This window comes from Desulfosarcina widdelii, assembly GCF_009688965.1.
Taxonomy (GTDB): Bacteria; Desulfobacterota; Desulfobacteria; order Desulfobacterales; family Desulfosarcinaceae; genus Desulfosarcina; species Desulfosarcina widdelii.
In genome coordinates this window covers 3,547,600-3,569,097 of the sequence record NZ_AP021875.1, presented here as the reverse complement: position 1 = coordinate 3,569,097, position 21,498 = coordinate 3,547,600, and the positions used below count along the sequence as shown (strand labels likewise).

The 21,498-nt window shown below is 58.1% G+C and carries 19 protein-coding genes; 1 reads left to right on the top strand and 18 read right to left on the bottom strand.

The window, feature by feature from the left end; translation table 11 throughout:
* Positions 1-40 precede the first annotated feature (40 nt).
* Positions 41-667, bottom strand: coding sequence for a hypothetical protein (locus GN111_RS34595; protein ID WP_231715766.1), 627 nt, complete (start codon positions 665-667; stop codon positions 41-43).
* Here GN111_RS34595 and GN111_RS16510 point away from each other — a divergent pair.
* A complete protein-coding gene (locus tag GN111_RS16510; RefSeq protein ID WP_155304797.1) occupies positions 666-1,598 on the top strand; it encodes a universal stress protein in 933 nt (310 codons plus the stop codon). The genes GN111_RS34595 and GN111_RS16510 overlap by 2 nt on opposite strands.
* 48 nt (positions 1,599-1,646) lie before the next feature.
* On the opposite strand, the gene mnhG is transcribed toward GN111_RS16510, so the two are convergent.
* The 17 genes from mnhG to GN111_RS16425 form a co-directional block, all read right to left on the bottom strand.
* On the bottom strand, positions 1,647-2,039 hold the full coding sequence (gene mnhG, locus GN111_RS16505; protein WP_155304796.1) for a monovalent cation/H(+) antiporter subunit G: 393 nt from the start codon (positions 2,037-2,039) through the stop codon (positions 1,647-1,649).
* Positions 2,036-2,356 (bottom strand): MrpF/PhaF family protein, encoded by a 321-nt coding sequence (locus tag GN111_RS16500; protein WP_155304795.1) that lies wholly within the window; start codon positions 2,354-2,356, stop codon positions 2,036-2,038. Before GN111_RS16500 ends, mnhG begins: the two co-directional genes overlap by 4 nt.
* Positions 2,353-2,826, bottom strand: coding sequence for a Na+/H+ antiporter subunit E (locus tag GN111_RS16495; protein ID WP_155304794.1), 474 nt, complete (start codon positions 2,824-2,826; stop codon positions 2,353-2,355). The genes GN111_RS16500 and GN111_RS16495 overlap by 4 nt, the downstream gene beginning before the upstream one ends.
* Positions 2,823-4,322: a Na+/H+ antiporter subunit D gene (locus tag GN111_RS16490; RefSeq protein ID WP_155304793.1), complete on the bottom strand. Its 1,500-nt coding sequence runs from the start codon at positions 4,320-4,322 to the stop codon at positions 2,823-2,825. The genes GN111_RS16495 and GN111_RS16490 overlap by 4 nt, the downstream gene beginning before the upstream one ends.
* A complete protein-coding gene (locus tag GN111_RS16485) occupies positions 4,319-4,705 on the bottom strand; it encodes a Na+/H+ antiporter subunit C (RefSeq protein WP_155304792.1) in 387 nt (128 codons plus the stop codon). The genes GN111_RS16490 and GN111_RS16485 overlap by 4 nt, the downstream gene beginning before the upstream one ends.
* A 1-nt stretch (position 4,706) precedes the next feature.
* Entirely contained in the window at positions 4,707-5,129 is a 423-nt protein-coding gene (locus GN111_RS16480) for a Na+/H+ antiporter subunit B (RefSeq protein ID WP_231715765.1), read from the bottom strand.
* Positions 5,126-7,399: a hydrogen gas-evolving membrane-bound hydrogenase subunit E gene (mbhE, locus tag GN111_RS16475; protein ID WP_231715764.1), complete on the bottom strand. Its 2,274-nt coding sequence runs from the start codon at positions 7,397-7,399 to the stop codon at positions 5,126-5,128. The genes GN111_RS16480 and mbhE overlap by 4 nt, the downstream gene beginning before the upstream one ends.
* A gap of 1 nt (position 7,400) precedes the next feature.
* Positions 7,401-8,231: a universal stress protein gene (locus GN111_RS16470; RefSeq protein WP_155304791.1), complete on the bottom strand. Its 831-nt coding sequence runs from the start codon at positions 8,229-8,231 to the stop codon at positions 7,401-7,403.
* A gap of 372 nt (positions 8,232-8,603) precedes the next feature.
* Positions 8,604-11,300 (bottom strand): UPF0182 family protein, encoded by a 2,697-nt coding sequence (locus tag GN111_RS16465; RefSeq protein WP_155304790.1) that lies wholly within the window; start codon positions 11,298-11,300, stop codon positions 8,604-8,606.
* 37 nt (positions 11,301-11,337) lie between these two features.
* Positions 11,338-11,796, bottom strand: coding sequence for a phosphate-starvation-inducible PsiE family protein (locus tag GN111_RS16460; RefSeq protein WP_231715763.1), 459 nt, complete (start codon positions 11,794-11,796; stop codon positions 11,338-11,340).
* Positions 11,797-11,880: 84 nt separating this feature from the next.
* Positions 11,881-13,674, bottom strand: coding sequence for an AMP-dependent synthetase/ligase (locus GN111_RS16455; RefSeq protein ID WP_155304789.1), 1,794 nt, complete (start codon positions 13,672-13,674; stop codon positions 11,881-11,883).
* Positions 13,675-13,955: 281 nt separating this feature from the next.
* Positions 13,956-14,495, bottom strand: coding sequence for a DUF2889 domain-containing protein (locus tag GN111_RS16450; protein ID WP_155304788.1), 540 nt, complete (start codon positions 14,493-14,495; stop codon positions 13,956-13,958).
* A 34-nt stretch (positions 14,496-14,529) separates the two neighbouring features.
* Positions 14,530-16,329 (bottom strand): putative Na+/H+ antiporter, encoded by a 1,800-nt coding sequence (locus GN111_RS16445; protein ID WP_197740570.1) that lies wholly within the window; start codon positions 16,327-16,329, stop codon positions 14,530-14,532.
* A gap of 178 nt (positions 16,330-16,507) precedes the next feature.
* Positions 16,508-16,966 (bottom strand): FeS-binding protein, encoded by a 459-nt coding sequence (locus tag GN111_RS16440; RefSeq protein ID WP_155304787.1) that lies wholly within the window; start codon positions 16,964-16,966, stop codon positions 16,508-16,510.
* The gene (locus GN111_RS16435) at positions 16,963-17,949 is read right to left on the bottom strand and encodes a 4Fe-4S dicluster domain-containing protein (RefSeq protein ID WP_155304786.1); all 987 of its coding nucleotides are present in this window, start codon (positions 17,947-17,949) and stop codon (positions 16,963-16,965) included. The genes GN111_RS16440 and GN111_RS16435 overlap by 4 nt, the downstream gene beginning before the upstream one ends.
* A 47-nt stretch (positions 17,950-17,996) precedes the next feature.
* Positions 17,997-20,480 (bottom strand): nucleotidyl cyclase domain-containing protein, encoded by a 2,484-nt coding sequence (locus GN111_RS16430; RefSeq protein WP_155304785.1) that lies wholly within the window; start codon positions 20,478-20,480, stop codon positions 17,997-17,999.
* 7 nt (positions 20,481-20,487) lie between these two features.
* The gene (locus tag GN111_RS16425) at positions 20,488-21,396 is read right to left on the bottom strand and encodes a serine/threonine-protein kinase (RefSeq protein WP_155304784.1); all 909 of its coding nucleotides are present in this window, start codon (positions 21,394-21,396) and stop codon (positions 20,488-20,490) included.
* Positions 21,397-21,498 lie beyond the last annotated feature (102 nt).

The following is a 21,498-nucleotide window of genomic DNA, read 5'->3' as shown; positions in this document are numbered from 1 at the left end:
CCGCGATGGATCGGGACGGTTAAAGCCTACCGTAATGAATTCATTTTGTAAATTTTGTTATCAACCGCAAGTCGCCGGCCGCTTCGATGGAGAGGTTTGCCAGATTGTAAAAAGGGTTGACACCGAAGTCGGTGAAATTTGTTTCTTGGTTTGCCAATAAATTAGAATATAAGGGAATATTAACTATTTTGTCTGGCATTTGTTTTGCTTTTTCTATCGTGGAACTGATCGACTCTTTTTCGAACCAAAGGAGGAGTCCATGAAAAGCAATGTCGGCAGGACAGAACGAATCGTCCGCACCATCGCCGGCCTGGTGTTTTTCGCACTGGGAGCCACGTGGTGGCGGGGGTTTTATTGGATTGCGGCGGTTGTTTTTTTTTCCGGCCTTATCGCCTGGTGCCCGATCTGGTCTGTCATGAACATTTCCACCTGCAAAGAGACGGAAACGGAAGAGATCCCCGTCAATTCCGTTAGTACCGATAAAGACAAGCGCATCCGCGAACGGCGATTCAAATAGCGCTGGCCATTGACTATCGTTCGTTTCCGCTTTACAGCGAAACCCGACTGCATTTACACTATTTTTAAGCGGGAAAACCGAACCCGTGGTAAAGGCGCCGGACGCCTTCAGCCCCCGATCCGAACCCACATCTTGAGGAGGTGCGATCATGGAAAAAAAAGTGCTGATCGCCGTGGACGATTCGCGGCATTCGGAAAATGCGATCCGCTACGCAGCCAGCCTGCATGAAACGGTGTCGCCGATCAAGTACGTCCTTTTTCATGTGGAGCCGACCATTTCCCAATACCTGTTGGATGAGGCCAGAACCAAGCCTAGCGCCCGCCGCGAGCTGGATCGGCTGATGAAAAAAAGCCATGAGGCGTCCCAGGCGCTGCTGGAAAAACACCGATCCCTGATGATTTCATCAGGGATTGCCGAAGCGGAAGTGCAGTCCATTTCGCTGCCCCGGAAATTCGGCGTGGCCAAGGACATCCTGGAGTACGGCACGGCCCTGCTGTACGACGCCATCATCGTCGGACGGCGGGGGATTTCCGGTCTGGCGGAGACCTTTGTCGGCAGCGTCAGCACCAATATCGTCGACAATTCCCAACTGCTTCCCGTCTGGCTGGTGGACGAAAAGGGGCCCTCGCGTTCGGTCATGGTCGCCGTCGACGGATCGGCAAGTTCGCTGCGGGCGGTGGATCATCTGGCCTTTATCTATGGCGGGAATCCGGACGTTGCCATCTCCTTTTTCCACATCGCTCCCCGGCTGGCCGATTTCTGCCCCATCGATTTTTCGGAGACCGAAACATCCTCGCTCGAAGCGGTCATCCAGGAGGGAGATAAAGCATGCATCGACCGGTTTTACGCCCATGCCCTGAACAAACTCAAGGAGGCCGGAATCGCAGAAGACCGGATTCACATTGATGTAAAGCAGGGGGGCTTCAAGGTGGGCAAAGCCGTGCTGGATGCCTTTCGCAAAGGGAAATTCGGCACCCTGGTCGTCGGCCGGCGGGGAATGGACAAGAAGTTTTTTACCGGCAGCGTCAGCCGCTATCTGGTCAACCGTTTTTCGAACGGGGCGCTCTGGGTGGTTCCCTGAGACGGCTGTCGCGGCGATCCCAGGCTGCTTGAACGGCCCAAACCGGAGTTACGACCGGGGGCCGTCCGGTTCATGGGCGTGGATGGGATCGGCGTCCTTCCCGCCATTAGGGGCGCGCTGCATGGCATCGCCCAGTTCGTCGATCCAGGTTTTTTCGAAGAGCCGAATGCCGCGATGATACGCCGCCCGACCGATCAGATGGGCCCCCACCGGCGCGGTGAGCAGCAGAAAAACGATCACTGCAGCAACTTTCAGCGTCGTTCCCAAATCCGCAGCCATCACGGCTTCAGCCGCGAGGATGCATCCCGCACCCAGGGTTCCGGCTTTGGTGGCGGCGTGCATGCGGATGAGCGTGTCGGGCAGACGCAGCATGCCCACCGCTGCGACCAGGCAGAAGACGCTGCCCATGAGCAGCAGGGCGGCGGCGATGAGGGCGCTCATCGGTTTTCCTCCTGCGGCGGCTTTTCTTCCGAAGTTTTGCGGGAGCGCAGCAGAAAACGGGACAGGGCCACGGTGCCCAGAAAAGCGATCAGGGCATAGGCAATGGCCACGTCCAAAAAAGCACTTTCCTTACTGTGGACGGCATAAGCACCCAGAAACGCAACGGTCAGCACGGCAATCAGATCCAGGGAGACGATGCGGTCCGCCGCCTGGGGCCCCCGGACCAGGCGCACGAACGCCAGGGCGATGCTGAGAATCAACAGGGCCAGCGTCAAGCGGCCGGCCGCGTGGAGAATCGTCTGGCCGTCGATGATCATCGGGTCACCTCCAGCACACGCCGTTCCAGTCCTTCCCGAATGGTTTTTCGAAACCGCTCCGGGTCGTCCAGAAACATGACATGCACGAAAAGAGTGCGGTGGTCCTCGGACAGATCGACGCTGAGGGTTCCGGGGGTCAGCGAGATCAGGTTGGCCACCAGCAGAATTTCCATTTCGGTTTCGGCGTTTAAGGGAACACCCACGATGCCGGGACGGCTGATCTGCCCCGGGGTGACCACATCCCAGAACACCCGCAGGTTGGACAGCAGCAGTTCAACGAGAAAATAGGCCGCCAGCCGGATGGCTCTGGGCAGGCGGCTAAAATAGCGGGAACTGCCGTACAGCGGCTGCGTGATCCACAGGGCCAGGTACCCCAGAATAAAACCGGTCCCCAGCCCGTACAGGCTGAACTGCCCCTGTACCCCCATGTATCCTAAAGCGATAAATAGATTGACGAAAAACAGGTTCATCGCATCTCTCCAATTACCGTGTATACATAGGCGGCAGGCTCGAGCAGTGCGTCGGCGGCGGACCGGGCCAACTGAACCAGCGTTTCCGGAGCAAGTCCGATGAAGATGGTCAACCCTGCCATGACCGCAACGGGCGCCACCATCCAGCCGCTCAGCGGGGCCGATGCAGCGTCGCTTGTCCCACCGGTTTCCGGTTGCGGTTTCCAGAAGGCTTCGTTCCAGATCTTGGTCATGGAGTAGACGGTCAACAGGCCGACGACGGCGGCCACACCGGCCAGAGCGAACTGCCCCGCCTCCAGGCTGGCCCGGATGAGGATCATTTTGGCCCAGAATCCCGACAACGGCGGAAACCCGGCCAGCGAAAAGGCAGGAATGAAAAACAAAAGGGCCAGCCATCCGTGGCGGCGGTACATGCCGCCCACCCGGGACAGTTCGAAGGCGCCGCCGGTTCTTTGCATCAAGCCGCTGATCAGAAAGAGGTTGGCTTTGACGATGATATGATGAATCAGGTAGAACACCGCTCCCGCCAGGGCAAGCGGAGTAAACAGCCCCAGTCCCAGAACCATGTAGCCGACCTGGCTGACAATGTGAAAGGAAAGGATGCGGCGCACATGGCTGTGGGTCGCGGCGCCGAGGACGCCGACGATCATCGTGGCCGCCGCCGCTGCCAGCACCAGGGTCCGAAGACCGTTGTTTTCGAAGGGGAAGATCAGGGTAAAGGTGCGAATCAGTGCGTAAACGCCCACCTTGGTCAAAAGGCCGGAAAAGATTGCCGATACGGCCACCGGTGGGGTATGGTAGGAGGCCGGAAGCCAGAAGAACAGGGGAAAGAGCCCGGCCTTGATGCCGAATGCGGTCAGAAACAGCACGGCCACGGCCGCCACGACGCCCGGATCGGAAGCCATGCGAAGTTTGACATGCAGATGGGCCATGTTGAGCGTTCCGGTCATGCCGAAGATCAGTCCCAGACCGGTAAGAAACAGCAGGGTTGCAATGAGGTTGATGACCACATACTTGACTCCGCCGTCCAGCTGTGCGCGGGTTCTTCCCATTACCAGCAGGGCAAAGGAGGCCATCAGCATGACTTCGAACCAGACATAGAGATTGAAGAGGTCTCCGGTGAGAAATGCCCCGCTGATGCCGCCCACCAGAATGTTCAGTAGCGGGTAGTAGCCCCGCGCGATATCGTCCGTGTGAATGTCCGCCCGGGAATAGACGGCCACCGCTGCGTACACCACGCCGGTGACCAGCACCATCAGGGCGCTGAGCGGGTCCGCGACCAGGGCAATGCCGAAGGGGGCCGGCCAGCCGGCCACATGCAGCACCTGGATTCCGCTGCCCTGCACTTCGCAGAGCAGCCAGACGCCTGCCGCCAGATGCAGGGCCGCCCCCAGCAGGGCGGCAGCGCTCTGGAGCAACGGCAGACGGCGGCCCAGCAGCGCCAGGGCGGCTGCGGCGAAGGGAATCAGAATGGGTGCGGCCAGCCAACCGTTCATCTTCGTTTTCCTTGGTTTAATGCATTTTTTTCAGCCGGCGGTTCGGCATCGGTCATGGCTTCGGTATCCACCGTTCCGAGTTTGGCATACGTCTTCGAAAAGAGAATGAAAATGAAAGCCAGCAGCGCGAAGCCGATGACGATGGCCGTCAGAATCAAGGCCTGGGGAAGGCTGTTGGCCACCGGTGCGGCCAGTCGCAAGGCGTCTTCGGGAATCAGCGGCGGCCGGGCGGTTTCCAGGCGGCCGGCGGCGAAGATCAGCAGGTTGACGGCATTGCTGGCCAGAACCAGGCCGAAAATGAACCGGATCAGGTTCCGGCTGAGCATCAGATAGACGCTGCCGGCCACCATGGCGCCGGTTAGAATTGCCAGGACGGCTTCCATCTCAGTCTTCCTCCAGTTTCAGTACCAGGGTCAAAATCGTTCCCAGCACCACCAGAAACACGCCCACATCGAAAAGCAGCGGTGTGCCGAAGGCCGGTAAACCGTCCAGCCAGTCCGGCGTCCACCACAAGCCCGTCAGATAGGGGTGGCCCGTCGTCGCGGCCACCAGACCGGATCCCAAGGCCAGCATCAGTCCCCATGCGATCCATGACCGCGGATCGATGCGCAGGGCCCGCCGCACTGCGGCCGGACCTTCGGTGATGGCAAAAAGGGCGAAGCCGGTCCCGGCGACTAGGGCTGCGGAGAAGCCGCCGCCCGGAGCGTTGTGTCCCCGGAAAAGAAGATACGCGGCGAAGACAAGCATCAACCCCACCAGAAGGCGCGTGGCCGCACGCAGAATATAGGAGTCCATGGCATTTTTCATTTTTGCCTCCGGGCGATCAATGCGTAGCCGGCCAGGCCGGCGGTGGCCACCACCACGATTTCGCCCAGCGTGTCCAGGCTGCGAAAATCGACCAGGATCACGTTGACGATATTGCGTCCATGGGCGGCGATATAGCTGTTCTCTTCGAAAAAAGCCGTCAGTTGCCGATCGACGGGGCCATTGGTGGCGGCCAGGCAAAGCGCGGCGACCAGGACCCCGGTGGCCACGGACACCATTCCATCCAGCCAGCGCCGGCCCGACGCCGGTAATTTCCGGGCGTCGAGCGGCGGCAGTCGCAGCAGGACGATGGAAACGATAATCAGGGTCAGGGTTTCCACCAGCAGCTGGGTAAGAGCCAGGTCCGGGGCGCCGTAAACCAGAAAAACCAGCGCGGCACCGCCGCCCACCACCCCCAGGGCGCATACGGCCAGAATCCGGGAGCTGGCCATGACCACCGCGACCACCGCTGCTGTCATAACGGCTGCCAGCAGCCACTGGGACAGCGGCAGATCCGGAAGAGGCAGCGACACGGGTATGCTGCCGCCGTGGAACCACCAGACAGTGATGGTGGTCAGTGTAAAAACCCCGATGGTGATCAGCAGGTAGCGATGCAGCGATCCGTTCTGCAGTCCGCCGATGGTCCAGCGGGCAATGCCCAGAAAAGAACGCAGGAACCAATCATAGCCGTGCCGGGCAGTCACGGGCAGCCGGTCCAGGAAAATCGTCAGTCCATCGCCGATGGGCCTGCGGAGAAAGTAGATGCCGCTTCCCAGGGTCAGGGTGAGAACGCTGAGCAGCAGCGGCAGGTTGAATCCATGAAAAAGGGCCAGGTGCACCTTTTCTTCGACCGGGAAAAATGCCCCTACCGCCGGCTGGATCAAGCTGGCTGAAACCCATCCGGGAATAATGCCGAACAGCAGGCACAGCCCGCCCATGATCCCGGGTCCCAATCGCATGGGCCACGGCGCTTCCTCGACATCCGCGAGATCGTCGGGGCGCTTGCCGCCGAAAGGACCGATTAGGATGATACCGGCCACGGCGGTCATCAGGGCATTGGAGAGCAGGGCGATGGTCGTGGCAAAATGGGGAAACACCTTTTCGGCCAGGGCCCCCTGGTACATGATTTCCTTGCCGATGAATCCGAAAAAGAGCGGAAAGCCGGCCATGGACAAGGTGGCCGCGGCCACCGCAATGGCGGTCAGCGGCATGGCGCGCCAGAGGCCTGCCAGTCGGTCGCGTCTGCGGGTGCCGGTCTGGTGGTCGATGCTGCCCACCGCCAGGAAAAGGGCGGCCTTGTACAATGCGTGGACCAATAGAAACGTGGCCGCCGCGGTCAGCGAGGCGATGCTGCTGCCGCCGAGAAACATGGTTAGCGTTCCCAGGGCCATGACGGTGGTGTAGGCCAGCATGCGTTTGAGATCGCAGGGACTCAGGGACTGAAGGGCCCCCCACAGGGCGGTCACCCCCCCGATGATTACCAGGCTGCCCATCCACATCGGCGTGCCGCCCAGCAGCGGGTGCAGGCGCATCAGCAGGTAGATCCCGGCTTTCACCATGGTCGCCGCGTGCAGAAAGGCGCTGATGGGGGTAGGGGCGCTCATGGCATTGGGAAGCCAGAAATGGAACGGAACCTGGGCCGACTTGGTCATGGCCCCCAGCAGAAAGAGGATAAAAATGGCCGGGTAGAGCGGATGCTGGCGGATGCCGGGGTCGGATGCCGTCCACTGGCTGAGGGTCATCGGTCCTCCGGCCGTTTTCAGCAGGAGAATTCCCACCAGCAGGGCCAGCCCACCGGCGCCCGTCACCAGAATGGCCTGCCTGGCATTGAAACGGGCGGTTTCCGATTCGTGGTCGAATCCGATCAGCAGGTAGGAAAAGACGGTGGTCGCTTCCCAGAAGACAAACAGCAGGAGCAGGTTGTCGGCCATGACGATGCCCAGCATGGCGAGCATGAAGGCCTGCAGAAAAAAGAAGAAGCGCCCGGTTTGGGCATGGCCGGCCATATAGCTGGATGCGAAAAGCGTGACCAGGACCCCGGCGCCGGTAACGATCAGGCCGAACAGCAGGCTCAAGCCGTCCAGCCGGAAACGCAAATACAAGTCCAGGCTGGGTGCCCAGGACCATTGAACGCAATAAATTTCTCCCCGGACCACGTGGGGCCACAGGGTGCACAGGCCGGCGAACAGCAGGAGTGGGAGGAGCGTGGAGACAAATCCTAACGGTCTGTGGCCGCCGGTGTGATGGGAATGATTCGCCCGTCTTGCCATCATGTTACTGGGACAGGAAAAGGGGGCGGTCGGCAGACTTGATGGTTTCCAGCACCGTGTCGCCGAGCAGTTGTTTCATCAAGGTTTTGTGGACACTGTTGCCCATCACGATCAGATCGGCGTCGATCTTTTGGGCAAAGGGCAAAAGATCTTTGCGCGCCTGCCCGTCGACCTGATCGGTTTGCACCTCGAAACCGTGGGCCATGCAAAAATCGGCGGCATCTTTGAGCAGGTGGGGCTCCGGTTCGGCCCCTTCCCTGAAATTCACCAGGTGCAGGCTTACGTCCGGCCAGGGTTTCAGGTGCAGGAAGTGGCGGATGGCCTTGGCCGATTCCATGGAACCACTGTAGGCCACCAGGGCCTTTTTGACGGGTCGGTAGGTTTCGGCCACGGCCAGAATCGGCCGCACCCCCTGGGAGATCAGTTTGACGATGGCTTTGTCCGGGTCGCTGGTAAACCCGTAATCGAAAATGCTGCGCAGTCCGAATATGGTCAGATCGTTGTAGCGCGCCTCGGCGATCATGGCGGTAAACGGATCTTTCTGTTCGTATTCGATGCGCCGGCAGACCACTTTCTGATTTCCACAGTGCTCTTTAAAAGCGGCAACGGCCGCTTCGATGCCCTCGCGGGTGACCTGGAACTGCCTTTCGCGCATCCGTTGGGCATAAAAGCCGGCACCGGCCGGCACCGGACCGATCTTACCCATTTTGCCGAGATCCACGACGGTTACACCGGTGGTCTGAGCCTGGTGCAGGCGCGCAAGCTCCGTTGCGCACTGTGTGCTCACCTTCGAGTAGGGGGTCCCGCCGAGTCCAACCAGGATTCGTTTGATCATGGTTCACACCTCCCTGAGCGGCGTGGTGTCGCGTAGGGCCGCCATTGTTGGTTGGGGTGCGGGCGCAGGCTGTTCAAAGGCCCGCCTGGATACGGATTGGATGAATGTCAAGCCTTGTTCAAAAGGCTTTATACCCGGTCGTCGACAGCACGATTCATTACTGGGCCACAGGATTGGGCAAGGCTTGCCCGTAACAGGAGGTGTCGCTCAACGTTTGCAGACCGGTTGCCGAGGAGAGTCGTCGGCGCTGTGTTCAGTAAGGTAAATATTGAGGCCTTCCGGGTTCGATGTCAAGAGGACAGGCCTTCAGTGTCCCCGGGAATCCATGCCGTGGCGGCAAGGCGAAAACGAATCGCCCCCCTTGTCTGACGGCTACGACGGCGGATTTTTCCCGGTGGCACCCGCATCGGTTGCGGGCGCTTTTTCCCGGCTGTCGCTCTCCGGTGTCTTTTGCGGGGTATCCGCTGCCGGTGGCGCTTCCACGGGCGCCGGCCGCGGCGCCATTTTCGGCTGCCTCATCCGTCGGTTCGACTTGCGGGCCAGTTCGGCTTCCAGTTTACCTGCCGCTTCTTCCAGGCTCGGAGCCATGACAACGGCATCGCCCAGGGCCATGATCAGCCGTTTGAGCTGCGGAATTTTCAATGATCCTTCTTCCTGCAGATAGACCGGCTGGATATAGAGCAGTGAACCGCCAGTGGGTTCGATGACCATCTTGCCCAGAATCACTTCGGAGCCTTCCTGATCCCACAGGGTAAACTGCTCGGAGATGATCACGTCCTGGTTGACCAGCGAGTGAACCTGTGCCGGGCCGTATACCTGCTGTTCGCGGGAAAAGCGATAGGCAAAGATTTTGCCGTAATTGTCACCGTCGCTACCGGCGATCATCAAGGCCCTGAGGTTGTCGCGGCCATAGGGCGACATGGGCATGAACAGGAGAAAATCCTCCTCTTCGGAGGCGATGAGGTCCAAGGTGAGATAGTAGGGCTTGGCCGGAACAAGATCCCGGCCCCGCGGCATTTTGGAAAATTCCCAGATATCTTCCTGGCGATAGAAGCGTTCCGGATCACGCTGGTGATATTTGGCATAAACGGATATCTGGGTGTGAAACATGTCCTGAGGGTAGCGGATGTGCTTGCGCAGGGCTTCGGGCATTTCTTCCAATGGTCTGAAAACACCCGGATACATCCGACGATACGTGTTGACAATGGGGTCTTCGGGATCGGCGATATAATAGGAAACCTTCCCGTTGTAAGCATCGACAACGATTTTGACCGCATTGCGGATGTAGTTGAAACCCCCTTCCACCGGAGGTGCCAGCGGGTAGTTGTCGGCCGTGGTATAGGCATCCTGGATCCAGAACAGCCCCTGTTCCGTCATGACGATGTAGGGATCCTGATCGAGCTTCAGGAAGGGGGTGATATAGCCGATCCGGTCGATCACGTTGCGGCGGAACAGGATCCGGCTGTGATCGTTGGTTTTGGTGGTGAAGAAGATGTTACGGTCTTTAAATTGGATCGCGAAGAGCAGTTTGCGCCACAGGGAATCGATTTTCACGCCGCCGTTTCCGCCGTAGTTCACGATGGTCTCATCTTCACCGGCGGGCGTGCCGATCTCGCCGGCATCGTTGGGGACGATCGCATAGGGTTTGTTTTCCAGGCCGTAGTAGATGGACGTCTGTTTGCTGGTCAACCCGAATTCGGAGGTGGGCGGGACGTCTTTGATGAACCAGGTCATGAATTCGTCGCCGGCCTGGGCTGCCGGAATCATCGCCACCCCCTGGCCGTGGGTGTACTGCAGGTGCAGGTTGATCCAGTTCTGTGCGGATTGGGGCAGTTTGGAAAACTGAATTTCCCGGGCTCCCAGATAGACCTGGCGGTAGCGGTCTTCGACAAGGTAGCGGTCGACGTCGATGGTCGGAAAGGAGTAATAGGTCCGAATGCCCTGGAGTTCTTCGTAGACACTTCCCAGCATTTCACGGTCCCAGACAGGGATGTTCTGCAGCCGGCGGACCAAATCCGGATCCGTGGCATCGAAATCGGGCTGGGAGGCGGTTTTAAAATCCCGGGTTTCTACAGCATCGAGATCGAAGGCGGCCAGGGTCGATCGAATGTTGGCATCGATGTACGGCCGTTCGCGGAGGATCTGGTTGGGGGCGACCACATATTTTCGGACGCTGTCGGCGAAAAAATCGGCGTTCTTGCCGACAAAGCTGAGAATGAACAGCAGGGCGAAAACGGCCGGTATCTTCCATCCTTTGCCGCGATTGAAGGAGACGATCAGCGAAATGCCCGTTGCGGCGAGAAAAATTGTCACCAGCCAGATAAAGGGCAGCACGATACGCATCTCAACGTATCCCGGTCCGTAAAAAACCGGCAGATTCGTCGTTTCGTAGAGCAGGCTGTAGCGCTCCAGTAAAAATCCCCAACAGATAATGGCAACGATGAGCAGTGCGAGGGTGCTGATGTGCCAGTAGGCCCTCCGCGGCAGCGCCTGTTCGCTTCCGGCCAGCAGTCGATGTTCAACCCGGTAGAGAAAGACGACCACCAGAAACAGCACGACGAAGGTCAGCAACACCTCTTTTTGCAGCAGGTTGTACACCGGCAGGGAAAACAGGTAGAAACTGATGTCCTTGGAAAACAGTGGATCGGCCACCCCGCTGGCGCTGCCGAACAGGAAAAGCAGGGCCGCCTCCCAATTGGCATACATGGGAATCGCGATGGGCAGCGCCAGGACCAGCGAAAACGGTATATAGAACCTGCGCAAGCCCGTATGCAGCAGCTTGAACAGGTCCTTTTTCCCCTCAGCATCCTGTCCTTCGGCCATCCCCACAAGTCGGGTCGCGATCCAGAAGTTGACCAGAAAGATACCGAAAAAAAGGACCGTAAAAAACAGGAACACAAGATATCGATAGAGCCAGCGCATGAGAAAATAGACGCCCATGTCCTGGGATTGGAACCACCAGAAATCGACGACAAAATCGACGAAAACCAACTTGAGGAGCCCGATCGCAACGACCAGCCCCACCAATGCCCCAACGGTTAACAGGACCCTTTTTTTCCAGGATTTCATCGGACAGCTGCCTTTCCAATCAAGGTTGCGATCTGTTTCACTGCGATCCCTCTTTTTCTTCCTGCGGGACGCCACAATTGGGGGAGAGGTCGATCCGCAGTTTGCGCCTTACGATGTAGTATGCACCGGCAATGGCCAGAATCAGTGCGGCGATACCGATCAGTACGGTGGTGTCGTACTCTTTCAGGTCTAATATGATCACTTTGCGTGCGATGGCAATCAGGGCGACCTCCAGGACAACTTCGGAGTGCACGACCTGATCCTGGAGATAGGCCTTGATGGTTTCCAGCAGTTCGATGCCGATGAGAATCAACAGGAAAAAGCCAAACAGTTCGAGCAGTTCATCGATTTCCAGGAAGAAAACCGGTGGGCTGACAATGTCCTTGATCAGCAGATAGCCCAGTTCGATGGTTGAAATCAGGATAATGAGGGCCATCATGTAGATGAGGCACCGGATAATCGTGTGTTCGAAGGTTCTCAGCCATCTGGTCATCATCGCGCTCCTTGGGGTTAGGAATGGGATGAAGGCAGTCCGACAGACTGCCGTTAGTTGGCATCGTAACCATCGGAAATCGTGGTGTCAATCGTAGAGCGCCCTTAGGCGGTCCCGATACTGCTCCATCACGCTGCGGCGCTTCAGCTTCATGGTCTGGGTGAGGGTGCCGTTTTCCAGGGAGAAGTTTTCCGTCACCCACAGAAATTTTTTGGGGATTTCGTATCCGCCGAATTTGCCTTTCAGAAAAGCGGCGATTTCCTCGCCGATCATCTTTTGTATCCTGTCGTCGGCCACCAATCGCTGCGGATCTTCGGGGAGCCGGTTTTCCCGGGCGTATTTTCCCAGGACCTCGAAATCGGGTACGATGATGCAGACATTGTAGGGGCGCCCTTCGCCGTAGATCATTGCGTTTTCCACCCAGGGCAGTAGCCGGATCTCCTCTTCGATGGCGGCGGGGAAGACATATTTTCCGTTTTCCAGCTTGTACTGCTCCTTGATGCGGCCGGTGATGAACAGGTATCCGTCCTCGTCCAGTCGGCCGCGGTCGCCGGTGCGAAAGCCCCCGTCGGTGGTCATCACCTGGCGGGTGGCGTCTGGCTTGTTGTGGTAGCCCTGCATGACATTGGGGCCGTAAACGATAATTTCGCCGTCGTCGGCGTTTTCCTCCAAAAAGAGCCGGTCGATTTCCACGCGAACCTGGTCCAAGGGGCGGCCCACGCTTCCCGGCCGGTGGGCTGCCGGGCAGTTCATGGATACGGCGGGGGTGGTTTCGGTCAGGCCGTAGCAGTCGAACACCGGGATGCCAATGTCTGCGAAGAAGTGGCCGATCTCCACATTCATGGTGGCGCTGCCGGTGATGGCGTATTTTAGCCGTCCGCCGAAGCGGGCCCGGATCTTGCTGAAGACGATTTTGTCGGCCAGCTTGAACTTCAGGTCGGTCAGGAAACCGGACTGCCCTTTCTTCGCCAGTTCTCTTCGCTTGCGGGCGCTATCGACACCCATGACAAACAATTTTTTGACCAGTCCGCCGGTTTCATTCATTTTGGCCCAGAGGCCATCGTAGATTTTGTTGAAAACCCGGGGAACCGCAACCAGCAGGGTGGGGCGCACCTTGCCCATGTCCTCGGCCAAGGTGGTGACGTCGCCCATGAATCCCATGGATCCGCCGAGGTGGATCAGGTTGTACAATTCTCCGGTCTGGCCGAAGGAGTGGGCCCAGGGCAAAATGCATAGGCTGCGGCTGTGGGGGCCCAAATCCGGGTAAAGCGCCCCGCCGGCCAGAAAGTTGGTGGTGAAATTGCCGTGGGAGAGCAGGACGCCCTTGGGGTCGCCGGTGGTGCCGGAGGTGTAGATCAGCACGGCGATGTCGTGAGGGGAGGGATGGATGGCGGCTGTCGGATGGGCCTCGCCGATGCCCTCGAGCCCAGGCATGCTGTCTTCGTCCTGTCCCCCGATGAGCAGCACCTTTTCCAGGCCGGGCGTTTCAGCCATGAAACCCTTGACCTGCTCGAAAATTTCCGGTGTGGCCACGAAAAGGACCCGCACGTTGGCGTCCTTGATAATGTATTTCCAAACCTTGGGAAGCTCTTTTTCGTACATGGGGATATAGCGCGCGCCCAACCCGTAGGCCGCAAAAGCGCAGATGGCCCATTCGGCGCGGTTGTTGGCGATGATGCCAACGGCGTCGTCCTTGCCGATGCCCAGGCGGGCCAGACCGCCCCGGAGATTGTCCACCCGGCGGCCCACTTCGGCGTAGGTGACCCACTCGTATTGGCCGGCGGCGTTTTTGGCGCCGAAGAGCGGATTGTCGCCAAACTTTTCTACGCTGTCTTCGATCAGGGATACCAGGTTGTCGGGATGATCGTATCGATAGGCCATGGGCTCCTCCAGTTAAAATTTTGGCTGCATGGCCATTTATCGATTCAAAAAGAAGTTGTCAACGGTAACATAGCTTCCGACAATCGGGGAAAATCCGTTGAAACAGGGGGGGCGGGTCGATTATTTCTAGTTTTTTAACTTTTAATGAACTCGTAAATAGTTCCATTTCCGACGGATTCGTAATAAGGCCGAGATCAAGGCTTGCGAGTCCCGAGGAATGAGGCGTATTTACTTTACTCCGCAGTGACGAGGGGCGAAGCGTAACGCCGATATTGGCCTTCTTACAAATTCGTCAACTTTTCGACCAGCGGGCCGTCTTCTCTCCAGGCCCAGCAGGTGTTCTTGAGCTTGCTCAGCATTCCGGCATAGGTTTCCGGATCGACGGGCTGTCTGATTCTGGCACTCCAGGCGCCCTGAAAAGCCGCCGGTGCCATGGCGGTCACCAGGGTCAGAAGGTGGGTGCAGGCCTGCTTCCGATCGATCCGTTTTCTGACCCTGGCGATAAAACCTGCGGCGATGCACAACCCCTTGAGCGGTTCTAAGCATTCGCGGATCTCGCGGCAGGACTCATGGGGCACCGAGGGCATTTCCACTTCGATGTCCAAAATGGTGAGATCGGGCAGTTGAAGCTCCATGCGGACAATCATGTGGTGCACGGTAAAAGGCGGTCGGATCTCTCCTGTAACCATGTGTGAATCGCAAAACCGTTCGTCCTTGAGTGTACCCTCGACGATGATCGTATCCGATTGGCCTTCATAAATGGCGGTGTTGATCCTGCGATTGTGGATTTTCTGCTGCTTGGTTCTGTCCAAATGAATCATCGGGGTTCGAACTCCTCATCAGTGTGATTTTCCGTTAAAAAACGAGAAATGTCAGCCATAGGACGATTGTAGGAAATGCAGCAGCCAGGAAGATGCCACCCGGCGAGACCTCCTCGTCGAAGTAGGACTTCAGGATGCTCAAACCGGCGGGGTTGGGGGCGTTGGCGATGATGGTCAGTCCGCCGCCTGCCACGGCGCCGGCAACCACGGCGTATTTCATGGCATCCGAGAAGTCGGGCACCAGAGTGCTCAAAAAGGTGATGGCCGCGTTATCGTTGAACGCCGTGAGAATTGTGGCGCCCAGCATCAGGGGGATTTCGGCGAGGTTGCCCAGAACCGGTTCGATCCACCATCCCTGGAGGCCGCCGTGGATCACCAGACCGCCGAGAAAAAAGCCGACCAGCAGGGCCGGTTTCAGGTTCAGCCGGTTCTGGTAGGGTGAGGTGACCTGGGCGAACCCCAAAAAAAAGAGCATCCCCGGAATGAAGAAGGGGGGATAGTGGGCGTTGATAATAGTCCATCCCATGAAAGCGATGTGCACCAGGGTCACCCACCAGGGCACGGGATCGTCACGATGGTCCCAATCCGGATCTAAAAATTCGGGACGATCCTCAGGCGGCAGCAGACCGGGCAGATCCTGGCGCATGCGCCGCAGTTGAATCTCCCGGTTGCGTTCCATAAAGGCCTGGCGAGCCATTTCGCGGTCGATTCCTTTGGCGACCATCTCGGTAAGGACCCGTTCTTCCATGCGCTGGCTGAGTTCCTGCCGGGCCTTTTTCAGCTCCTCGGAAAAGGTCTCGAAAAAGTGAAAGCGGTCGCCGAGTCGGCTGGCGCATTCATCCACCATGGCTTCCACATCGGCCCGCTTAAGATAGCGCTGCTGGATTTCATCCTTGAGGCTTTGCATGGCGAAGGTTTCCTGCAGCCGGTTTAGCTCTGTGCGGAAAACGAGAAAATAAGACAGGTTGGCCGCCAGGATGCCCAAAACGGCCTTCCATCCGAAATGGGTCAACATGAAGGCGGAGTCCCACTGCCAGGGCGCTGCCACCATGAGAACCGGCGGTGCAGCATAGCTGGTCAGGGTCCCGCCCACGGAGATATTGACAAAAAGCAGTCCCAGCGTTGCGTATTTGAATTTGCGCGATGGCGCGAGGCTGTAGAATTTATCGGCCAGCAGCAGGGCTGCGATGGTCATGGCGGCCGGCTCGGTGATAAACGATCCCAGTATGGGCGCAACGGTCAGGATGGCCCACCACCAGGCGGTGATACTGCCACCCAGCAGGCTGGCGATTTTCCACATGGCCCGCTCGGCCACCATCAAAATGGGGCGGGTGGCCGCCAGGGTCATGATCACCACCACAAACATGGGTTCGGTGAAGTTGACCCGGTAGAGGATATAGCTCTTGGCCGTGGTCCAGTCGAAGAAAAAGGTAATGGCAACCACCAGCATCGCCGCCCATATCCCGAACACGGCTTCCACTTCGCCTAAAAAATGAAAGAGTTCGGCCCCATGATGCACCGACCCCCGGGGCGCAGCTCCGGTTTTTATCTTTTCCTCATGATTGTGGGCCCAGCGGTGGGCGACGACCATAAACCGTCCGGTGAGAAACGTGTGGACGATGGCGCATAGAAAAATCAGGGAGGCCACCAAATTGAAGGGCTGCTGCTGAATGCGATTGCCGAGGATTGCGAAAATGCTGTCCAGTTTCTGATCGTTGTAACGTTCCAGACTGGGTGGGAAATCCGGGGCATCGGCCGGCGGTCCAACGGCGGCAACGACGAATCCGGAAAGGGTGAGCAATAGAAGAACCACGGCAACCATGCGCATTTGCATATTTGGCCTCGCTCCTTTCTTGATGGTTTTTGGGTTTTTGGCCGATGATTACAGGCGACAGACATCCGATTGTTGGAAATTTGCCGATACGAAATTTGATTCCATTGTAACGGGAACCATCCAAAAAGCAACCTCTGAAAGGCCGCCTTTGATGGCCAACGACGTCGCGAATGCCTGTTCAGCGGGTTTTGGTCCAGGGCCGTCGGAAAATCAGCGAAATCAATGCTGCGAGCATAAAAAGGACCGCAGCACCCATGTGCAGAAAGTTGAATGCGATCAGGGCCTTCATCGGCAGATGAACGGCCGGCAGATTTTTGAGGACCATGACGACCCCGGTGAGGAGGGTAAGTGCAAGCAGGAGCCCTCTCGTCTTTCCGGAAAAAGAGAGTCTGTCGACAGGCAAACGCCGAATCAGCAGGGATGCGGTAAAGGCATAAACGGCGACGGCCAGCAGCACGCTGCCGGCCAAAATGTGGACATTGACGTTGAGAAAAAAGTTGCCCGACCATCCCAGTCCGGGCAAATCGGCCACGTAGTAGCGTCCATACAGGGGCATGTTGCCAAAGCCTGTAAACAGGGCGGTAATCACAGCGACGCCATACAGGACCTTCAGGAACGGGCCGAATTTCGTGCTCATCGCTGGGCCCCTTTCCCCCGAGTATCGTTTCCCCCGAGGCTGAGAAATCGGAGCACAGCCCCGGCCGCACCGGCTACCGGCGCCACGGCCAGGGCCAGGGCCATGTTGTTGGCCGACGTCATGGCGTCGGGCACCGGGTCCAGGTGCGGTGATCCGGGGCCCTTGTCGATGGCTCGGTTCAGCACCTCGAAGGGCACCGGTGAGACATAGATGGTATTGGTGCCTCCGTTTTCGGTTTCTCCATAGATGAAACCGTTTGTTTCTTCGGCCAGCCGATGGGCCTTTTCAACGATTTCACGTCGAGGCCCGATCTGTTGGACATCTTCCGGGCAGGCCTCGATGCAGGCCGGCAGCTCGCCCTTGGCAATGCGGTTGTAACAGCGATCGCATTTGTACATGACTCCGTTGCCGGCATACTGGGGCAGCAGCTCCAGGTGCAACCCCACGCCGGATTGGCGCTCCGGGATATGCCAGGGGCACACCGCCTTGCACTTGGCACCGCCCATGCAAATGTCGGGGTGAATGCGCACAATGCCGTTTTCCTGGGCGAAGGCGGCGCCGAACGGGCACAGGTTGCTGCATGGTGCGTTGCGGCAGTGCATGCAGCGGCGGGGGATATTGATTTCGAATTCTTCACCGTTGTATTCGCCATAAGCCTCCTGAATGAAAAGCCAGTTGTAGGGTGTCAGGCGGTCGTCCACGGCTTGTTTTTCCTCCGACGACCAGTCGGCAATTTTGACTTTGCTTCGTGGAAGCATATCGGGCATGGGGCCCTCGGGTTGGGGAAACTTTTCCTCGTTTACTTCCCGGCAGGCCTCCACACAGGCGCCACAGGCAATGCATTTGCCAAGGTCCAGCAGGGTGCACAACTCCGCATCGGCGGCGTGCGCCATCCGCGGGCGGGGGAACCCGGAGGCCGCAACTGCGCCGGCCGTGAACATGCCGGCCTTGATAAACGATCTTCTCGATATGGATGCTGACATAAAAGCGCTCCTGTTGCCGATGCCGCCTATGTTCAAACAGGCTGTCGTTACATGAACGTCTGGATATTCTTCAGGCGGTTGGCCATGTCCTGAAGGCGGCCGGACATTACCCGGATAAAGCTTTTGGTGTCCGGGGTGTGCTCTCCGTCAAAGGTCATGGCGATGCCGGCAAATTTGAAAAGCACGGGAACGCCCTTTACATCGATGGGGCCGGCCTGAAGCGCCGTCATCACCCGGTTGAGCGCTTTTTTGGAAGCTTCGCGGTCGATCAGCGGCAAAAGCCCCACGATGGTGTTTTTGCCCAACTGACCGACGATATCGACTTCCCGGAAGGTTTCGGCCAACATGGCCAGCACGGATTCGATGAGAACTTCGTTGTCGATTTTCACGCCGGCCGGCACTTTGCCCTGGGGCTTGATATGCACCATGGAAAAGGCCAGAACGGAGAAGCCGTAATCGTAGCGGTTGGCCCGGGCGATCTCCTTTTCCAAAATGAAGGCCATGGCTGACGCTTTGATGACGCCGGTGGGCATGACCCGGTTGGACTCTCTTTCCTTGATTATCTGTTTCTGGTTGGAAATCTCAGCCTGGATTTTCTTATAGTCGTTCTCATCGATTTCGCCGGCCTCTACCTTGCCGCGGACAATTTTGAGAATTCCGCCCAGTTCGTCGTGTTCACTGACACTTTGCTCCAGGGTTTCGAGGACACTGAGAACCTTGCGGGGCGCTGCTTCCGGCATCCCCTCTCCGGCGGCGGCTCCCCTGGTTTTAATCCACTCGGCACGCATCTGGGCCATAACCGATTCCATGCGGGAGTTGAGGCGCTCTTCCAGTTTGGCAATGACCTCGCCGCCCTTGTCCATTTTTCCCAGTTGCTGGACGATATTGGACTCGACGCTGCTCATCACCTTTTTCAGGTGCTCAGGATCGTCCTTGTCCGCCTGCTCCAGGGCCATCTGGCCCCCCACCTGTTCCACGTAACCGGCCAGGATGTCAGCCAGGGCATCCTCGTCTCCGGTACCCTTGCGGATTTCCGAGGCCAGGTAGATCAGCTGGGCCGCCTGCTCCGGATTGTTTTTAAACTCCGCGATCAACTGCTCGCCGTCCACACCGATTTCCTCGCCGCTTTCCTGAAGGATGCTGGCCAGCCCCTCGCTTTGCAGCTCCTTGCTCAGTTCCTGCACCAGTTCCAGGTACTCGGTATGGCTCATGCCCTCTTCGATAAGGACGTTTTTGATCTTGGGAAGCAGGCGTTTGAGTTCCGCAGCTTCGGGCACCAGCCGTCTGAGAATTTGCGCCATGCGGGCCGGCGTGATCTGGCCATTCTGGTATTCGTCCTTGACCAGCTGGAGCAGCACCCGGTCGGTGAGTTCGTTGGCATTTTCTAAAATAGCCGCTTCGTTCTCATAGGCCACACCCAGCGCTTTTTGGGCTTCGATACCCTCCAGCAACTGCTTTTTCATGTCGAAGACGGCAGCGGCCAAGTCGGCTATGGCAACGGAGCCCTTGCCTTCAATGTGCTTTTCCACTTCCAGGCGCATCACTTCCAGTTGCTGGAACAAAAGACCGCCGGGTTGGCCGCCGCCCCCTCCCGGTCCGCCCGGCCCCCCGCCGCCTTCACCGGTACCCGGTCCACCGCCGGTGCCTTCACCCGAGCCCATTCCCTCGCCAGCACCGGATCCTTCGCCGGACCCGGCCCCACCACCGCCGCCGCCGGTGCCCCCGCCTCCACCAGGGCCACCGCCACCGCCCTCTCCCAGTCCCATTCCAGGCCCGGCTCCCGGGCCTGCTCCGCCGCCAGAGACGCCCGTGCCTTCACCGGCACCCCCGCCGCCTCCGGGTCCGGAACCTGCACCTTGAGCCGGCCCGCCGCCGGAAACGCTTTCCAGGTCTGCCTGGATCATGTTTTTGGATACGGCTCCGGGATTGGCCATGAGGGATTCGATGTTCAGGGTTTTGGCAAATTCCTCGGTGAGTACGCTCTCCAACAGGGTGTCCATGAACATCTTGCGGGCCTGGGCCTCGTCCTCGGCAGCCATCATCTGGGGCGTCAGGTCTTTGAGCGCATCCTTGGATATGACCTCGTCGTCGTCGGTCACTTTCTTGTACCGGACGTGGTTGATCCTGATGTTGGTTACGCCGCGGGCGAAGATCGCTTTTTTAAACCCCTCGGCAGCGTCGTACTTGTTGATATTGCCTAAGATTTCCAGAAATACCTTGATCTCGCGTCTTTCAAGGCCCGGCTCTAAGGATATGGATTGAATGCCGTTGTTCTTGAACAGCGAGACCAGGCGGCTCACATTGAGACGGGGATCCAGGGGCTCCTCGTCCACGAAAAATTCCTCCCGATTGAGAATGAAGACCAGGGGCGAGACCTTCCTGAGCAATTCCAGGGCACTTTTATAGAACATGTCGATGGACTGCTCCACAAACGGGTGGTTGGGTTGGTACATCATGGAGCGGTTGAAGAGCAGGGCGATGGTTCTTCCGAATTGGGCGAGCTGATTTTTGGTTTCGGCATCTAATGGCATGGCGTCCTCATCCGGGCGAAGATGATGGTTTGAATTGATTCAAATAGGCTTCCAGCTTGGATGCGAATTCGCGGCAGGAAGCGTACCGCTTGTCCCGGTCGAAGGCCAGGGCCTTGAACAGGATTTCATCCAGCTTGCGGTTGGCCACGGGATGAACCTGGGACGGGCGCTTCTGAAAAATGCGATCCTTGAGTCCCATCTTCATCTTGAGAAGGTCCATGGCGGTCTGGTAGGGCGGGTAAGGCAGCCGGCCCATGAGCATTTCAAGCATCATCACGCCGGCACTGTACATGTCCGCCCGGCCGTCTACGGTTCCCGAAAGGATCTGTTCCGGTGGAATATACATGGGCGTTCCGAGCAGCAGCCGGTCGCTCTTGCTCTTTGTCCTCGATACGCGCGCCACGCCGAAGTCGGTAATCAGCGGCCGTTTGTTGTGGCGCTCGATCATGATATTGTCCGGTTTGATATCGCGGTGCACGATGTCGTTGTCGTGGGCATAGGCCAGGGCATCGAGGATTTTGACCATCAGGCCGATTACCGTCTTGATCGGCATGAAACGCTTGGAGGGCACGATGTTTTTCTGGGCCTGGCGGATGAAGTAGGACAACTCGTTGCCCTTGACCAACTGCATGGTGAAAAAAAGGAATTCCTCGGTTTCCCCCACCTCGTAAACCGGAATAATGTGGGGGTGAGACAAAATGGCCGCCGATTCGGCCTCCTGTTGGAAGAAGGCGGCCGTTTTCTCGGTGAGCAGGGATTTGGGGAGAATTTTAACGGCAATCTGGCGTTTGAGGGTTTTCTGAAAGGCCACGAATACAGCGGACATGGCGCCGTGCCCCAGTTTTTTCAGCAGCACGGAGGTGCCGACCTGCTGGCCGACCAGATAATCCAGGTTGAGCTGTCCGATGGTAGCCATGGCTCTTTATCTTTTCCCAAGCGCTTTGCAGCGAAAAACCAAAAGTTATAAATTTAAACAGAAATTTAACACTTTTGTCAAACGAACCTAAAAATGGATTCG

Excerpts from the sequence above, each read along its gene's own strand:
- GN111_RS16510 (WP_155304797.1), top strand. The coding sequence starts at position 666 with ATGGAAAAAAAAGTGCTGATCGCCGTGGACGATTCGCGGCATTCGGAA.
- GN111_RS34595 (WP_231715766.1), bottom strand. The coding sequence starts at position 667 with ATGATCGCACCTCCTCAAGATGTGGGTTCGGATCGGGGGCTGAAGGCG.
- mnhG (WP_155304796.1), bottom strand. The coding sequence starts at position 2,039 with ATGAGCGCCCTCATCGCCGCCGCCCTGCTGCTCATGGGCAGCGTCTTC.
- GN111_RS16500 (WP_155304795.1), bottom strand. The coding sequence starts at position 2,356 with ATGATCATCGACGGCCAGACGATTCTCCACGCGGCCGGCCGCTTGACG.
- GN111_RS16495 (WP_155304794.1), bottom strand. The coding sequence starts at position 2,826 with ATGAACCTGTTTTTCGTCAATCTATTTATCGCTTTAGGATACATGGGG.
- GN111_RS16490 (WP_155304793.1), bottom strand. The coding sequence starts at position 4,322 with ATGAACGGTTGGCTGGCCGCACCCATTCTGATTCCCTTCGCCGCAGCC.
- GN111_RS16485 (WP_155304792.1), bottom strand. The coding sequence starts at position 4,705 with ATGGAAGCCGTCCTGGCAATTCTAACCGGCGCCATGGTGGCCGGCAGC.
- GN111_RS16480 (WP_231715765.1), bottom strand. The coding sequence starts at position 5,129 with ATGAAAAATGCCATGGACTCCTATATTCTGCGTGCGGCCACGCGCCTT.
- mbhE (WP_231715764.1), bottom strand. The coding sequence starts at position 7,399 with ATGATGGCAAGACGGGCGAATCATTCCCATCACACCGGCGGCCACAGA.
- GN111_RS16470 (WP_155304791.1), bottom strand. The coding sequence starts at position 8,231 with ATGATCAAACGAATCCTGGTTGGACTCGGCGGGACCCCCTACTCGAAG.
- GN111_RS16465 (WP_155304790.1), bottom strand. The coding sequence starts at position 11,300 with ATGAAATCCTGGAAAAAAAGGGTCCTGTTAACCGTTGGGGCATTGGTG.
- GN111_RS16460 (WP_231715763.1), bottom strand. The coding sequence starts at position 11,796 with ATGATGACCAGATGGCTGAGAACCTTCGAACACACGATTATCCGGTGC.
- GN111_RS16455 (WP_155304789.1), bottom strand. The coding sequence starts at position 13,674 with ATGGCCTATCGATACGATCATCCCGACAACCTGGTATCCCTGATCGAA.
- GN111_RS16450 (WP_155304788.1), bottom strand. The coding sequence starts at position 14,495 with ATGATTCATTTGGACAGAACCAAGCAGCAGAAAATCCACAATCGCAGG.
- GN111_RS16445 (WP_197740570.1), bottom strand. The coding sequence starts at position 16,329 with ATGCAAATGCGCATGGTTGCCGTGGTTCTTCTATTGCTCACCCTTTCC.
- GN111_RS16440 (WP_155304787.1), bottom strand. The coding sequence starts at position 16,966 with ATGAGCACGAAATTCGGCCCGTTCCTGAAGGTCCTGTATGGCGTCGCT.
- GN111_RS16435 (WP_155304786.1), bottom strand. The coding sequence starts at position 17,949 with ATGTCAGCATCCATATCGAGAAGATCGTTTATCAAGGCCGGCATGTTC.
- GN111_RS16430 (WP_155304785.1), bottom strand. The coding sequence starts at position 20,480 with ATGCCATTAGATGCCGAAACCAAAAATCAGCTCGCCCAATTCGGAAGA.
- GN111_RS16425 (WP_155304784.1), bottom strand. The coding sequence starts at position 21,396 with ATGGCTACCATCGGACAGCTCAACCTGGATTATCTGGTCGGCCAGCAG.